The organism is Streptomyces fractus, from assembly GCF_049844455.1.
Lineage (GTDB): Bacteria > Actinomycetota > Actinomycetes > Streptomycetales > Streptomycetaceae > Streptomyces > Streptomyces fractus.
This window is the reverse complement of sequence record NZ_JBMYHI010000002.1, coordinates 602,267-616,125: the sequence shown is the minus strand read 5'-3', so window position 1 is coordinate 616,125 and position 13,859 is coordinate 602,267. Positions and strand designations below refer to the sequence as shown.

At 71.0% G+C, this 13,859-nt stretch carries 13 protein-coding genes and 1 pseudogene; 12 read left to right on the top strand and 2 right to left on the bottom strand.

Annotation, left to right across the window (positions count from 1 at the left end):
* Window positions 1-229 precede the first annotated feature (229 nt).
* The 10 genes and pseudogenes from ACP4E5_RS04950 to ACP4E5_RS04905 all read left to right on the top strand — a co-directional run bounded on the left by ACP4E5_RS04950 (window position 230) and on the right by ACP4E5_RS04905 (window position 9,376).
* Window positions 230-1,366: an LLM class flavin-dependent oxidoreductase gene (locus ACP4E5_RS04950; protein ID WP_425825473.1), complete on the top strand. Its 1,137-nt coding sequence runs from the start codon at window positions 230-232 to the stop codon at window positions 1,364-1,366.
* Window positions 1,363-1,752 (top strand): annotated as a pseudogene (locus ACP4E5_RS04945) (GNAT family N-acetyltransferase); the annotation flags it as partial. The gene ACP4E5_RS04950 and the pseudogene ACP4E5_RS04945, both read left to right, overlap by 4 nt.
* Window positions 1,753-1,830: 78 nt before the next feature.
* Complete coding sequence (locus tag ACP4E5_RS04940) at window positions 1,831-2,772, top strand: amino acid ABC transporter permease (protein WP_425841092.1); 942 nt, start codon at window positions 1,831-1,833, stop codon at window positions 2,770-2,772.
* Window positions 2,769-3,533 carry an amino acid ABC transporter ATP-binding protein gene (locus tag ACP4E5_RS04935; protein WP_425825472.1) on the top strand — a complete coding sequence of 255 codons (765 nt, stop codon included), beginning with the start codon at window positions 2,769-2,771 and terminating at the stop codon, window positions 3,531-3,533. The genes ACP4E5_RS04940 and ACP4E5_RS04935 overlap by 4 nt, the downstream gene beginning before the upstream one ends.
* A gap of 67 nt (window positions 3,534-3,600) precedes the next feature.
* Window positions 3,601-4,590, top strand: coding sequence for an ABC transporter substrate-binding protein (locus tag ACP4E5_RS04930; protein ID WP_425825471.1), 990 nt, complete (start codon window positions 3,601-3,603; stop codon window positions 4,588-4,590).
* A gap of 85 nt (window positions 4,591-4,675) precedes the next feature.
* The gene (locus tag ACP4E5_RS04925; protein WP_425825470.1) at window positions 4,676-5,878 is read left to right on the top strand and encodes an LLM class flavin-dependent oxidoreductase; all 1,203 of its coding nucleotides are present in this window, start codon (window positions 4,676-4,678) and stop codon (window positions 5,876-5,878) included.
* 15 nt (window positions 5,879-5,893) lie between these two features.
* Window positions 5,894-7,276: an NtaA/DmoA family FMN-dependent monooxygenase gene (locus tag ACP4E5_RS04920; protein ID WP_425825469.1), complete on the top strand. Its 1,383-nt coding sequence runs from the start codon at window positions 5,894-5,896 to the stop codon at window positions 7,274-7,276.
* A complete protein-coding gene (locus tag ACP4E5_RS04915) occupies window positions 7,269-8,396 on the top strand; it encodes an LLM class flavin-dependent oxidoreductase (protein ID WP_425825468.1) in 1,128 nt (375 codons plus the stop codon). Before ACP4E5_RS04920 ends, ACP4E5_RS04915 begins: the two co-directional genes overlap by 8 nt.
* 60 nt (window positions 8,397-8,456) lie before the next feature.
* Window positions 8,457-8,612 carry a hypothetical protein gene (locus ACP4E5_RS04910; RefSeq protein ID WP_425825467.1) on the top strand — a complete coding sequence of 52 codons (156 nt, stop codon included), beginning with the start codon at window positions 8,457-8,459 and terminating at the stop codon, window positions 8,610-8,612.
* Between the two features lie 53 nt (window positions 8,613-8,665).
* Window positions 8,666-9,376, top strand: coding sequence for a glutathione S-transferase C-terminal domain-containing protein (locus ACP4E5_RS04905; RefSeq protein ID WP_425825466.1), 711 nt, complete (start codon window positions 8,666-8,668; stop codon window positions 9,374-9,376).
* Here the strand turns inward: ACP4E5_RS04905 and mltG are convergent.
* Both mltG and ACP4E5_RS04895 read right to left on the bottom strand, forming a co-directional pair.
* Window positions 9,355-10,209, bottom strand: a complete 855-nt coding sequence (mltG, locus tag ACP4E5_RS04900) for an endolytic transglycosylase MltG (RefSeq protein WP_425825465.1) — start codon at window positions 10,207-10,209, stop codon at window positions 9,355-9,357. The genes ACP4E5_RS04905 and mltG overlap by 22 nt on opposite strands.
* A 24-nt stretch (window positions 10,210-10,233) precedes the next feature.
* Window positions 10,234-11,418, bottom strand: coding sequence for a helix-turn-helix domain-containing protein (locus tag ACP4E5_RS04895; RefSeq protein ID WP_425825464.1), 1,185 nt, complete (start codon window positions 11,416-11,418; stop codon window positions 10,234-10,236).
* A 124-nt stretch (window positions 11,419-11,542) separates the two neighbouring features.
* Here ACP4E5_RS04895 and ureA point away from each other — a divergent pair, with 124 nt between their 5' ends.
* Both ureA and ACP4E5_RS04885 read left to right on the top strand, forming a co-directional pair.
* Window positions 11,543-12,142 (top strand): urease subunit gamma, encoded by a 600-nt coding sequence (gene ureA / locus ACP4E5_RS04890; RefSeq protein WP_425825463.1) that lies wholly within the window; start codon window positions 11,543-11,545, stop codon window positions 12,140-12,142.
* Window positions 12,139-13,824 carry an urease subunit alpha gene (locus ACP4E5_RS04885; protein ID WP_425825462.1) on the top strand — a complete coding sequence of 562 codons (1,686 nt, stop codon included), beginning with the start codon at window positions 12,139-12,141 and terminating at the stop codon, window positions 13,822-13,824. Before ureA ends, ACP4E5_RS04885 begins: the two co-directional genes overlap by 4 nt.
* Window positions 13,825-13,859: the final 35 nt, after the last annotated feature.

The following is a 13,859-nucleotide window of genomic DNA, read 5'->3' as shown; positions in this document are numbered from 1 at the left end:
TTTCTCTCTCGGTGACCCCCTCGGCGGCGCCCACCGCGCCCCCGTCCCGGGCCGAGCTCTGACGCCTCGCGCGCGCTGCCACCACCCCGCATCCCACGACGCCCCGCAGTGTCACACCCGTATCGACCCGAGATGTACACGTCGGTGACGGGTCATCAATTCCGCCTGCGCGCACGGCTGTTCCGGCATGCCCGCACGCGGTCGTCGACGCCTCCGAAAGGCCCACCCCATGCCCGTGGAATTCCTCGGCATCGCCGCCACCAACGACGGCTCCGAAACCACCCCCCGTTCCGGCGCCGCCTTCGACAAGCAGTACACACTTCGGCTCGCCCGCGCCCATGAGGAACACGACTGGGATCGCGTGCTGTTCGCCTACGGTTCCGGGTCACCGGACCCGGCACCGGCCGCCGCGTACATCGCGAGCCATCTGGACCGCCTCCAGATCCTGCTCGCCCACCGGCCCAACGTCTCGTACCCCACCTTCGCCGCCAAGACCTTCGCCACCCTCGACCGGATCAGCGAGGGCCGGCTCACCGTCCACTTCATCACCGGCGGCAACGACCAGGAGCAGGGCCGCGAGGGAGACACCCTCACCAAGGACGAGCGCTACACCCGCACCCGCGAGTACATCCAGCTCGTCAAGAAGATCTGGACCACCCACGAACCCTTCGACCACGACGGTGAGCACTACCGCTTCCGTGACTTCGTCAGTGATGTCTTCCCGGTCCAACAGCCGCGCCCCGGCGTCTCGTTCGGAGGATCATCGCCCGCCGCGTACGCCGCCGGGGGCGCGGAGGCCGACATCTACTGCCTGTGGGGCGAGCCGCTGGCGAAGACCGCCGAGCAGATCGAGACCGTGAAGGCCGCCGCGCGGGCCGCCGGCCGCACCGACGTCCCGCGCATCCAGGTCGCCTTCCGCCCGATCATCGCGCCGACCGAGGAACTGGCCTGGGAGAAGGCACACCGCACCGTCGGCGCGATCAAGGCCCGCAAGGAGCGCGGCGAGCGCATCGGCAGGCGCCACCACGGGCAGGCCGAGCCGCAGAACACGGGCTCCCAACGCCTCATCGCCATCGCCGAGGCAGGGGAGTGTTACGACCGCGCCCTGTGGACCCCGACGGCCGCCGCGACCGGCGGCGCGGGCAACTCCAACGCGCTCGTCGGCACCCCGGAGACCGTGGCCCAGGCGCTCCTCGACTATTACGACCTGGGCGTCGACATCCTCTCCGCGCGCGGCTACGACCTGCTGGACGACGCGATCGACTTCGGCCGGTACGTGATCCCCATCGTGCGCGAGGAGGTCGCCAAGCGCGACGCCGAGCGCGCGGCACGCGGGACCGGGGCGCCGACGGCGGTGGGCGCATGACCTCCCTGGCCCAACCACCCGCACCTTCAGAGGACTTGACGGTCATTCACGTCCCCGTCTCCGACCCACGCGTCGAACCCCTGCTGCGCGAGCTCGGCGACGAGTACTCGACCCGGTACGGCAAGGACGCCCACGCCGAGATCGCCCTATACCCCGACGAGGAGTTCACGCCCGCCCACGGCGGCCTGCTGCTCCTGATCCTGGAGAACGGTGAACCCGTCGCGGGCGGCGCCTTCCGCCGCTACGACGCCGACACCGCCGAGCTGAAACGGATCTGGACCCACTCCGCACACCGGCGCCGCGGACTCGCCCGCCGCGTGGTCGACGAGCTGGAGCGCGAGGCGGGAGCGCGCGGCTACCGGCGCATCCACCTCACCACCGGTCCCCGCCAGCCGGAAGCCCGCGGCCTGTACCTGGCCACCGGGTACACGCCACTGTTCGACACCGAGGCCGACCCCGAGTCCATCGGCCCGCTTCCGTTCGAGAAACACCTCCCCGGCGTCGAGCACAACGAGCAGGTTCCGGACGACCCGGCCTCCCTCAAAGTCGTCCCCGTCCGCCACTACGCCCGCTGGGTCGCTGCCGCCGCCGTACTCGTCGTGGTCGCCCAACTCCTGCACGGCCTGCTGACCAACCCCGTATGGGAATGGGACGTCTTCCGCGACTACGTTCTGTCCGAGACGATCGTGCAGGCCGTATGGGTGACACTCCAACTCACCGCATACGCGACCGTGTTGGGCTTCCTGCTCGGTACGGTGCTCGCCTTCATGCGGTTGTCGCACAGCCCCGTACTACAGAGCGTGGCCTGGACGTACATCTGGATCTTCCGGTCCATCCCGATGATCGTCCAGCTCGTCTTCTGGTTCAATCTCAGCGCGCTCTACAAGGAGTTGGGCCTCGGCATCCCCTTCGGTCCGGTGTTCTGGTCCGTCGACAGCAACAGCCTCATCGGCACCATCGGCGCCGCCGTCATCGGGCTGACCCTGCACCAGGCCGCGTACGCCGCCGAGATCGTCCGCGGTGGTGTCATCTCCGTCGACCGCGGCCAGCTGGAAGCCGCCGCCGCGCTCGGCATCCCGCGCCTGCGGCAGATCCGCCGGATCGTACTGCCCCAGGCCATGCGCGCCATCCTGCCCACCGCGGGCAACGAGATCATCGGCCTGCTCAAGGGCACATCCGTGGTCTACGTGATGTCCATCGGCGAACTCTTCTACCAGGCCCAGGTCATCTACGGCCGCAACGGCCGGGTGATCCCGCTGCTCCTCGTGGCCACCGCCTGGTACGTCGTCCTGACCTCGCTGCTCTCCATCGCCCAGCACTACGTGGAACGCCGATACGCCCGGGGCACCGCCCCCAAGTCCCTCCGAGCCCCGAAGTCCCTCCGAGCCCTGGGAGCACGACGATGAGCAAGCCCATGGTGGACATCCAGCACGTCCACAAGAGTTTCGGCCCGCTGGAGGTGCTGCGCGGCGTCGACCTGCGCGTGCACGCCGGTGAGGTCACCGTGATCCTCGGCCCGTCAGGATCGGGGAAGTCCACGCTGCTGCGCACCATCAACCACCTGGAGAAGGTCAACAGCGGCTGGATCAGCATCGACGGCGAACTCATCGGCTACCGCCGCTCGGGCGGCAAACTGCACGAACTGCGGGAGAAGGACGTCCTGAGGCAGCGCACCAACATCGGGTTCGTCTTCCAGGACTTCAACCTCTTCCCGCACCTGACCGTTCTCGACAACCTGATCGAGGCCCCCGTCTCCGCGCTGCGCCGCCCGCGCAAGGAGGCCGAGGACACCGCCAGGGCGTTGCTCGAACGGGTGGGGCTCGGCGACCGGGCCGACAGCTACCCGCGCCAGCTCTCCGGCGGCCAGCAGCAGCGCGTCGCCATCGCCCGCGCGCTCGCCCTCGAACCAAAGGTGCTGCTCTTCGACGAGCCCACATCGGCGCTCGACCCGGAACTGGTGGGCGAGGTCCTCGATGTCATCAAGGACCTGGCTAGCTCCGGCACCACCATGATCGTCGTCACCCACGAGATCGGCTTCGCCCGCGAGGTCGCCGACACCGTCGTGTTCATGGACGGCGGTGTCGTCGTGGAACAGGGGACACCCGCGGCCGTCCTCGACGCCCCGCGACACGAACGCACCCGCGCCTTTCTCTCCAAGGTCCTGTGACCGACAAGGTCCTGTGACCGCCCCCGCCCCCACCGCCGCCGTTCCGCACGCAAGGAGAACCACCACCGTGTCCACCACCCTCGCCCGCCGCCGGACCACCACCGCGGCCGCGCTCTCGCTCGCCGCCTCCCTCCTCCTCGCCGCGTGCAGCAACCCCTCCGATGGTGGCACGACCGAGGTCGCGGACGGATCCGGCGCCAAGGCGAAGATCAACCTCAGCCCCGAGCAGCACCGTGTCACCACCGGCAAGGTCGACTCCATAGCCGCCGAGGTCCCCGAGCGGATCCGCAGACGAGGCACCCTGGAGGTCATCGGCTCCTCCGGCTCCGCCGCGCCGCTCGGCTTCCACGCCACCGACAACAAGACCGTCATCGGCGTCGAACCGGACCTCGCCCACCTCGTCGCAGACGTCCTCGGCCTCAAGGTGCACCGCACCACCGCCTCCTGGGAGAACATCTTCGTCGGCCTCGACAGCGGCAAGTACGACGTGGGCCTGAGCAACATCACGGTCACCGAGGACCGCAAGGAGAAGTACGACTTCGCCACCTACCGCAAGGACAACCTCGCCTTCGAGGCCAAGAAGGGCAGCGGCCTGAAGGTGACCGGGCCGAAGGACGTGGCGGGGAAGACGGTCGCCGTGGGCAGCGGCACCAACCAGGAGAAGTTGCTCATCGAGTGGAGCAGGGCGAACGTGAAGGCCGGCCGCAATCCGGTCGACATCAAGTACTACCAGAACGACAGCGACACCTACCTCGCCCTGCAGTCCGGCCGCATCGACCTCTACCTCGGCCCCAACCCGACCGCCGCCTATCACGCGGCGAGCACCGGAAAGACCGAGGTCGTCGGCACGTACTCCGGCGCGGGCGCCGGGCTCCAGGGACTCATCGCCGCCACCACCAGGAAGGACAGCGGGCTCGTGAAACCGCTCGCCGACGCGCTCGACCATGTCATCGACAATGGCAGCTACGCGAAGGTGCTCAAGCGCTGGGGGCTGTCCGACGAGGCCGTGACCAAGTCGAGGATCAACCCGCCCGGACTGCCCAAGACCGGCAAGTAGTCCCGCCTGTCGTCACCCCTGTAGCCACGCCATTACTCACTTCAGTCGGCTGTTCCAGAAAGGCACCTCCGTGTCTCCATCTCCCGTGTCACCACCTCCCTCCTCCTCTCTGCACCTCGCCGTCGCCCTCGACGGCACCGGGTGGCACCCCGCCTCCTGGCGCGAGCAAGTGGCCCGGCCACGCGACCTGTTCACCGCCGGCTACTGGGCGGACCTCGTCGCCGAGGCCGAGCGCGGACTGCTCGACTTCGTCACCATCGAGGACGGACTCGGCCCGCAGTCCGCCCACTTCCTCGAACCGGACGAGCGCACCGACCAGGTCCGCGGCCGCCTCGACGCCGTACTGATCGCCTCGCGCGTCGCCCCGCTGACCCGGCACATCGGCCTGGTCCCCACCGCCGTCGTCACCCACACCGAGCCGTTCCACCTCTCCAAGGCCATCGCCACCCTCGACTACGTCAGCGAGGGCCGCGCCGGACTCCGGGTGCAGGTCACCGCCCGCCCGAACGAGGCCGCACACTTCGGCCGCCGCACCATCCCGCGCATCGACGCCTACGACAGCCCGGACGCCGGTGAGTTGGTGACCGAACTCTTCGACGAGGCCGCCGATTACGTGGAAGTCGTGCGGCGGCTGTGGGACAGCTGGGAGGACGGCGCGGAGATCCGGGACGCCGCGACCGGCCGCTTCATCGACCGGGACAAGCTGCACTACATCGACTTCCAGGGCACCCACTTCAGTGTCCGCGGCCCCTCCATCACACCCCGCCCGCCGCAGGGCCAGCCGCTCGTCACCGCCCTCGCCCACGACACCGTCCCGTACCGCCTCGTCGCCCGCGCCACCGACGTCGGGTACGTCACCCCGCACGACGCCGAGCAGGCCCGCGCCGTCGTGGGCGGGATCCGGGCTGAGCAGGACGCGGCCGGGCGGGCATCGGAGCCCCTGCACGTCTTCGGCGACCTGGTGGTGTTCCTCGACGACGACCCGGCCGCCGCGACAGCCCGCAGGGACCGGCTCGACGCGCTCGACGGAGCGCCGTACGTCAGCGACGCCCCGATCTTCGCGGGAAGCCCCGCCCAACTCGCCGACAAGCTCCAGGAGTTGTACGACGCCGGGCTCACGGGATTCCGGCTGCGCCCCGCCGTCGCGGGACACGACCTCCCGGCGATCACCCGAGGGCTCGTCCCGGAACTCCAGCGCCGCGGCGTCTTCCGCCGTGCGTACGAGGCCGACACCCTGCGCGGCCTCCTCGGCCTCAACCGCCCCGCCAACCGCTACGCCGCCGCCTGAGCCGGAGGGAACGACATGACCGAGCCACTGAAGCAGATCCACCTGGCCGCCCACTTCCCCGGCGTCAACAACACCACCGTGTGGAGCGACCCGCGGGCCGGAAGCCACATCGAGTTCGGCTCCTTCGCCCACTTCGCGCGGACCGCCGAACGCGCCAAGTTCGACTTCCTGTTCCTCGCCGAAGGGCTGCGCCTGCGTGAACAGGGCGGGGAGATATACGACTTGGACGTCGTCGGGCGCCCCGACACCTTCACCGTCCTCGCCGCGCTCGCCGCCGTCACCGAACGCATCGGACTCACCGGCACCATCAACTCGACCTTCAACGAGCCCTACGAAGTGGCCCGCCAGTTCGCGAGCCTCGACCACCTCTCCGGCGGCCGCGCCGCGTGGAACGTCGTCACCTCCTGGGACGCCTTCACCGGCGAGAACTTCCGCCGCGGCGGCTTCCTCCCGCAGCGCGAACGCTACTCACGCGCCCGCGAGTTCCTCGCCACCGCGCACGAACTCTTCGACTCCTGGCACGCCGACGAGATCCTCGCCGACCAGGAGACCGGCACCTTCCTGCGCGACGCCAAGGCCGGCTCCTTCGCGCACACCGGGGCACACTTCGACATCCACGGCCGGTTCAACGTCCCGCGCTCCCCGCAAGGCCGCCCGGTCGTGTTCCAGGCGGGCGACTCCGACGAGGGCCGCGAGTTCGCCGCCGCCGAGTCCGACGCCATCTTCAGCCGGCACGGCACCCTGGAGGCGGGCCGGGACTTCTACGCGGACGTGAAGTCCCGACTCGCCAAGTACGGCCGCCGGCACGACCAGTTGCTGATCCTGCCCGCCGCCACCTTCGCCCTCGCCGACACCGATACGGAGGCCGAGGAACTGGCCCGCGAGGTCCGCCGCCACCAGGTCAGCGGGGCCACCGCCCTCAAGCACCTGGAGTTCGTCTGGAACCGCGACCTCTCCTCGTACGACCCGGAGGGACCGCTGCCCGACATCGACCCGGACGTCAGTGACACGCACATCGCCGAGGGCCGCGCCCAGGTCCGCATGTACCGGGACCCCCTCGCGACCGCCCGCGAGTGGCGCGAACTCGCCGCCGCCAACAAGTGGTCCATCCGCGACCTCGTCATCCACACCGGCAACCGGCAGAACTTCGTCGGCTCCCCGGCCACCATCGCGAAAACCATCAACGACTACGTCCAGGCCGACGCCGCCGACGGCTTCATCCTCGTCCCGCACCTCACCCCGGGCGGACTCGACGAGTTCGCCGACAAGGTGGTCCCGCTCCTCCAGGAACAGGGTGTCTTCCGCACGGAGTACGAGGGCACGACGCTGCGCGAACACCTCGGCCTGGCCCACCCCGACGACGTCCCCGCGCCCACCGAGGAGTTCTCCCGTGTCTGACATCCCCCTCGCCGTACTCGACCTGGTCCCGGTCTCCTCCGGCTCGACCGCGGGCGACGCCCTGCGCAACTCCATCGACCTCGCCCAGCAGGCCGAGCGGTTCGGCTACGCCCGTTACTGGTTCGCCGAGCACCACCTCAACCCCGGCGTCGCCGGCACCTCGCCCGCCGTCGTCCTCGCCCTGACCGCCTCCGCCACGGACACCATCCGGCTCGGCTCCGGCGCCGTACAGCTCGGGCACCGCACCGCGCTGTCCACGGTGGAGGAGTTCGGGCTGCTCGACGCGCTGCACCCCGGGCGCATCGACCTGGGCCTCGGCCGCTCGGGCGGACGGCCGCCCGCGCAGCCCACGTCGCCGCGGCCCACCGCGACCCCCGTCGTCGACGGCGCCGCCCCGAACGGCCTCGTCATCCCGCCCCGCGTCTCCTTCGCGCACCTCCTCGGCTCGCCCCGCGTCGCGTTGCAGCGCACACTGCTCCAGCAGCCGGGCGCGCAGGCGCAGGACTACGCCGAGCAGATCGACGACATCCTCGCCCTGTTCGCCGGCGCCTACGTGTCCGCGGACGGCGTCGAGGCACACGTCGTACCGGGGGAGGGCGCCGACGTCGAGGTGTGGATCCTGGGCAGCAGCGGCGGCGAGAGCGCCGAGGTCGCGGGCGCGCGCGGACTGCCGTTCGCCGCGAACTACCACGTCAGCCCCGCAACCGTGCTGGAGGCGGTGGAGGGCTACCGGTCCTTCTTCCGGCCCTCCGACGCCCTCGACAAGCCGTACGTCAGTGTCTCCGCCGACGTCGTCGTCGCCGAGGACGACGCCACCGCCCGCGAACTCGCCACCGGCTACGGCCCGTGGGTGCGCAGCATCCGCAACGCCGAGGGCGCCATCGACTTCCCGACGCCGGAGGAGGCCCGCAAACTCGTGTGGACCGACGCGGACCGTGCGCTCGTGCAGGACCGCCTCGACACCCAGTTCGTCGGCTCACCGGCCACCGTGGCCCGCCGTCTCACCCAGCTCCAGGAGGCCACGGGCGCCGACGAGTTGCTCATCACGACCATCACCCACGACCACGCCGACCGGGTCCGCTCCTACGAGCTGCTGGCCGAGGAGTGGAAGCGCTCTTGACGCGAAGTCCCGGGGGCCACACACTCCTCGAAGGGAATCCTAGTGAAATGGTAGGGAATCATGGGTGGTGCGGCGCGCGAGCTCGGCGGCGGGGCCGCCCGCGCCGCCGTCGGGGCACTGCCCCGGCTCACGTCCCGCCGGCACATCGACCTCGCGCGGGTGTGCAGCGCGGCGAGTTCTCCCCGCGGCGGATGCCAACTCGCCGCCCACGCCTGACACTTCCGTACGCATGCCCGTACGCCCGTGATCGAGCACCCCCAGGGAGACACATGTCCGCACCGGCCCCGTCCGCCGTGCCCCCGTTCCGGAGCAGGATCGGCTGCGACGCGCGCAGCGGCTACTACGCCGCCCCGCACCGCTACCGCCTCCACCTGTCGCCGTCCTGCCCGCACTGTCTGCAGATCGCCGTCACCCACAGCCTGCTCCGCCTCGACGACATCCTCCCGGTGACCCTGCTGCCCGCCGCCCCCGACGCGCCCGGCGGCGGGCACCGGGCCCTGGCTCCCCTGTACGAGGCCACGTCCCACCAGTACCCCGGGCCCGCCCTGGCGCCGGTGCTCAGCGACGACTGGACGGGGCGGATCGTCAGCACCCACCCCGGGGACATCCTGCGCGACCTCGCCCGGCACTTCGGCGGCCACGGCCCCGAACTCCTCCCGCGCGGCGCCGAGGACGCGATCGACGCGGTGGGCCGGCTGTGCGAACGGGGCATCACCGCGTCCGCGCGGCGCGGCGACGACACCGGGCTCGCCACCCTGCTGCGCGCGCTGAACGTCCTCGAACGGCGGCTCGCGGGCCGGGAGTACGTACTGGGCGGCCAACTCACCCTCGCCGACGTGCGGTTGTGGTCGACGCTGGTACGCCCGGACACCGCGCACCGGGCCGCCGGCCACCCCCGGCTCTCGGCGTACCTGCGACGCCTCTCCGGGCAGCCCGCCTTCGCGCCGCACCTCGCGCGCTACTCCTTGGCGCTCGCCTGACGTGAGTTGAACTCCTCGACGTTCTTCTTCTGCTCCTCGTAGCTGTCGGTGAACCGGGTGTCCCCGGGCGCGACCGTCACGAAGTACAGCCAGTCACCCTTGGGAGGCGCGATCGCCGCGTCGAGGGCGTCCTCACCCGGATTCCCGATGGGTGTGGGCGGCAGGCCCTTGTGCTTGTACGTGTTGTACGGGCTGTCGGTCCTGGTGTCGGCATGGCTGGTGTCGAGGGTCGAGCGGTTCAGGGCGTAGTTGATCGTGGAGTCCATCTGGAGCGGCATGCCCTGGTCGAGCCGGTTGTAGATGACCCGGGCGACCTTCCCCATGTCCTCGTGGGTGTCGGCCTCCGCCTGCACGATGCTCGCGATGATCACCGTCTCGTAGACGGAGACGCCGTTGGTGTCCGCCCCCTTGGTGACATGGTCGGCCTTCAGCCGCTGGTTCGCGGTGGTGTTCATGTAGACCAGGAGGGACGTCGGCGTGGTGTTCTTGTCGACCGGGTACGTGGCCGGGAACAGATAGCCCTCCGGGTTGCCGTCCGCGGCGCCCGGCAGCGTGAAGTCGGCCTTTGACGCGGCCTTCTTCGTGGTCCCGCCGTCGACGGCAAGCGCCTTGTCCACCGCCTCGTACACCTGGCTCGCGCGGTACCCCTCGGGAACCACGAGCTTGTCGGACCGCGTGGGCTCCTTCCCGCCGAAGATCACCACCAGCGTCACGGTGACGGCGGCGACGACCGCGAGGGCCACGACGGCCACCGCGATCAGCCTGCCGCGGCGGCTGAGCCTGCGCTTCTTCTCTGGCCCCTGATCAGCGGGGGTCTTCTTGTCCTCGGGCACACCGGAACGCTAACCAATCCCGGTTCACCACACGCGCAACGCCACCGCCAACAACGCCGCGTCCGCCGGCCGGCGAAGGTCGCGCCCGGTCAGCTCGAGGAACCGGTTGAAGCGGTGCTGCACCGTGTTGCGGTGGCAGTAGAGCGCGTCGGCCGTGTCCGCGATGGAGCCGGAACCCGACAGATGGGTGCGGACGGTGTGCAGCAGACGGTCCGCCTCGGTGCGGGTGACACCGGGGCCGCGCAGCCCGCCCAGCACATCGGCGGCGAGGTCACGGCCGAAGTCGCCGGCGCGGTGGGCGAGGACGTCAAGCCAGCTGTCCTCCAGGAGGCGCGGCGAGCGCGTGTCGGCGGGCAGCACCTGCGCCGTCGCCACCGCGAGGACCGTGGCCCGGGGCACGGCGGCCAGCCCGACCGCCTGCGGGGCTATCCCGCACGGCGAGTCCTGCAACTGGTCCAGGAGATACGGACGCGTGATGCGGCCGCTGAGCTGCACCACCAGGACCGCGTCCCCGCCGACCATCTGCTGCTGCACCGCCGCGCCCGCCCCGCGCAGCGCAAGGCCCGCACGGTGCAGTCCTGGCCCGGCCGCCGCGGACGACGCCGCGCACAGGAACCGGCCGTCGTGCGCGAGACCCAGGGCGCGGCCCGCGTCGCGTACGACGGTCGGGTTGCGGCCCTCGGTCTCCAGGAGCCGCGCGAACCACCTGCGCCGCTCGTCGTCCTCGCGGCGCCCCATCTCCAGGACCGTGCGCTGATACGCCGTCATGATCCCGGTGACATGCCGCTCGACGGCCTCCCACACGTGGTACGCCGAGCCCGCCAGATCGGCCATGTCCTCGGGCTCCGCCCGGTTCACGAGCGCCTGCCACACCACCCGGAAGTCCAGGCGCGCCGCCTCCAGGAGCGCGTCGAGCGGGACTCCCTGCCGGGCGCGCTCCTCGCCCACCCGCCGCGAGACGTCCGCGACGTGCGGCGGCACCGGCAGCCGCGCCACCGTGCGCAGCAGCAACTCGAAGGCCTGCCAGGCCGAATCGCGGAACTGGACGTCCGGGACGTGGGCGGCGTACGAGGTCCGCACCGGGTGGACCATCTCCAGCCACTCGCCGATCAGGTCGTCCACATCGTCCAGGCACTGCCCGGCGAGTTCCGCGATCCGCGGCGAGGTCGGGGGCAGGTCGGGGCGGCCCTGACCTTCGGAATTGTGCATGTGACCAATTCTCGGTGGTGCGGGGGCGATGTTTCAACGTTGGTTCCGTGCCCGGCGCCGGGGATCCTGGTGCGATCCCTGGGCGGAGCGTCCGGGGCCCGCCGACCAGGAGGGCCATCCGACCGTGCACTTGACCCCTCGTGAACAGGAACGGCTCCAGCTGTTCACCGTCGCCGAACTCGCGCGCAGACGACGCGCGCGTGGACGCCGACTCAACGCCCCCGAGGCGATCGCCCTGATCTGCGACGAGATCCTGGAGGCCGCCTGGGACGGGCTGAGCCTCGACGAGGTGATCGAGGCGGCGGAGCGGGTGCTCACCGTCGACGACGTGCTGGACGGGGTCGCCGACATCGTGACGACCGTGCAGGTGGAGGCCCTGTTCCCGAGCGGTACGTCGCTGGTCGCCGTCGACCGGCCGATCGGGCCCGCGAGCGCCGAGGGCCCGGGTGCCGTGCGCACCGCCGAGACGCCCGTCGAGATCAACGTGGGCCGCCCGCGCACCACGCTCACCCTCCGCAACACCGGCGACCGCGTCGTCTACATCTCCTCGCACTACCCGCTGCACGAGGCCAACCAGGCGCTGGAACTCGACCGCGACGCCGCGCGCGGACTGCGGCTCGACATCGCCGCCGGCACCGCCCTCGCCTTCGAACCCGGCGAGAAGCGCGAAGTCGTCGTCATCCCCGCCGGCCACAAGGCCCGCACGACCCAGGAGCGCGCATGACCAGCGTCGACCGCCGCACGTACCACGCCCTGTACGGGCCCACGACCGGCGACCGCATCCGGCTCGGCGACACCTGCCTGTGGGTCGAGGTCGAGGCCGACGACGGCACGCCGGGTGACGAACTCCTCGGCGGCTGCGGCAAGACGGTCCGCGACGGACTCCTCGCCTCGCCGCGCTCGGACCGCGACTCCGCCCTCGACATGGTGGTCGCCGGAGTCGTCCTCATGGACCCGGTACTCGGTGTGCGCAAGACCGACATCGGCATCAAGGACGGCCGGATCGTCTCCGTCGGCAGTGTCGGCAACCCGGACGTGATGGACGTCGACTACGCCATCGACTCGCACACCTCCGTGGTGCCGGGGGAGGGGCTCATCGCCACACCCGGCGTCGTCGACAGCCACGTCCACCTGTCCTCTCCCGAGGTCGCGCCCGCCGCGCTGTCCGCCGGAGTCACCACGCTCGTCGGGATGGGCCTCGGCGGTGTGTGGGAGATCGGCTGCAACCCGACGCACAATCTGCACACCCTGATGAGCGCCTGGCAGGACACCCCGCTCAACATCGCCTTCCTGGCCCGCGGTTCGTCAAGTTCCCGGGTGCTGCTCGACGAGATCACCCTCGCCGGGGCCGGCGGCTTCAAGATCCACGAGGACTTCGGGGCGACCCCGCGCATCATCGACACGTGCCTCGACACCGCCGAACAGGCGGACCTCCCGGTGGCCCTGCACACCGACTCCATGAACGAGTCCGGGTACTTGAGGGACACCCTCGGCGCCACGCGGGGCCGCACCGTGCACGCCTACCACGTGGAGGGCGGCGGCGGTCACCCCGACCTCCTGGAGATCCTCTCCGAGCCGAACATCCTGCCGTCGTCGACGACGCCCACCGTGCCGTACACGCCCAACACGGTCGGTGAGCTGTTCCCGATGACGATGACCGTGCACCGGCAGAACCACGCCTCCGCGAGCGACGTCGCGATCTCGAAGGGCCGGATCCGCGAGCACGCCATCGCCGCCGAGAACGCCCTGCACGACCTCGGCGCCATCTCCATCGTCAACTCCGACTCCATGGGCATGGGACGGATCGCCGAGACGGTGCGCAGGACGTGGCAGCTCGCCCACGTCCAAGCGCTCGCGAACGGCGGCGGGGGAGTGGAACACCCGGACAACGCACGGGTGTTGCGCTACCTCGCGAAGATCACCCTCAATCCGGCGCTCGCCCACGGCCTCGCCCACGAGGTCGGCACGGTGCAGGCCGGGCGGATGGCCGACCTGGTGCTGTGGGACCCCAAGTGGTTCGGCAGCAAGCCCGAACTGGTCATCAAGTCCGGCTTCGTGGCGTGGGGCAACACGGGTTCGGGCTCGGGCTCGACCCGGCTCACCCAACCCCGGTCCTACAAGCCCTACTTCGGCTCGCTGGGCGCCGCGCCCGCCCGGCTCGCCAAGGTCTTCGTCGCCGAGGCCGCGCTCAACGACCGCGCGGCGCGGGCGGCCCTGCCGAGTGGGCTGACGTACGCCCCGATCCGCGACAGCCGCGGACTGACCCGCTCCGACATGCTGCACAACACGGCGACGCCACGGGTCGTGGTGCCGCGCGAGCCCGCACCGGTCCTCGTCGACGGTGTCGAGACGGGGACGCCGGCCGCCATCGTGGTGCCGCTCGCGCAGCTGCACCACTTCGCCTGACGCACACGACCCGCACCAACTCACCCGCACTCCCG

What these genes read in the sequence shown, in the direction of transcription:
- ACP4E5_RS04885 (WP_425825462.1), top strand. Translation starts at nt 12,139, where the DNA reads ATGACCAGCGTCGACCGCCGCACGTACCACGCCCTGTACGGGCCCACG.
- ACP4E5_RS04935 (WP_425825472.1), top strand. Translation starts at nt 2,769, where the DNA reads ATGAGCAAGCCCATGGTGGACATCCAGCACGTCCACAAGAGTTTCGGC.
- ACP4E5_RS04910 (WP_425825467.1), top strand. Translation starts at nt 8,457, where the DNA reads ATGGGTGGTGCGGCGCGCGAGCTCGGCGGCGGGGCCGCCCGCGCCGCC.
- ACP4E5_RS04895 (WP_425825464.1), bottom strand. Translation starts at nt 11,418, where the DNA reads ATGCACAATTCCGAAGGTCAGGGCCGCCCCGACCTGCCCCCGACCTCG.
- ACP4E5_RS04905 (WP_425825466.1), top strand. Translation starts at nt 8,666, where the DNA reads ATGTCCGCACCGGCCCCGTCCGCCGTGCCCCCGTTCCGGAGCAGGATC.
- ACP4E5_RS04950 (WP_425825473.1), top strand. Translation starts at nt 230, where the DNA reads ATGCCCGTGGAATTCCTCGGCATCGCCGCCACCAACGACGGCTCCGAA.
- ACP4E5_RS04920 (WP_425825469.1), top strand. Translation starts at nt 5,894, where the DNA reads ATGACCGAGCCACTGAAGCAGATCCACCTGGCCGCCCACTTCCCCGGC.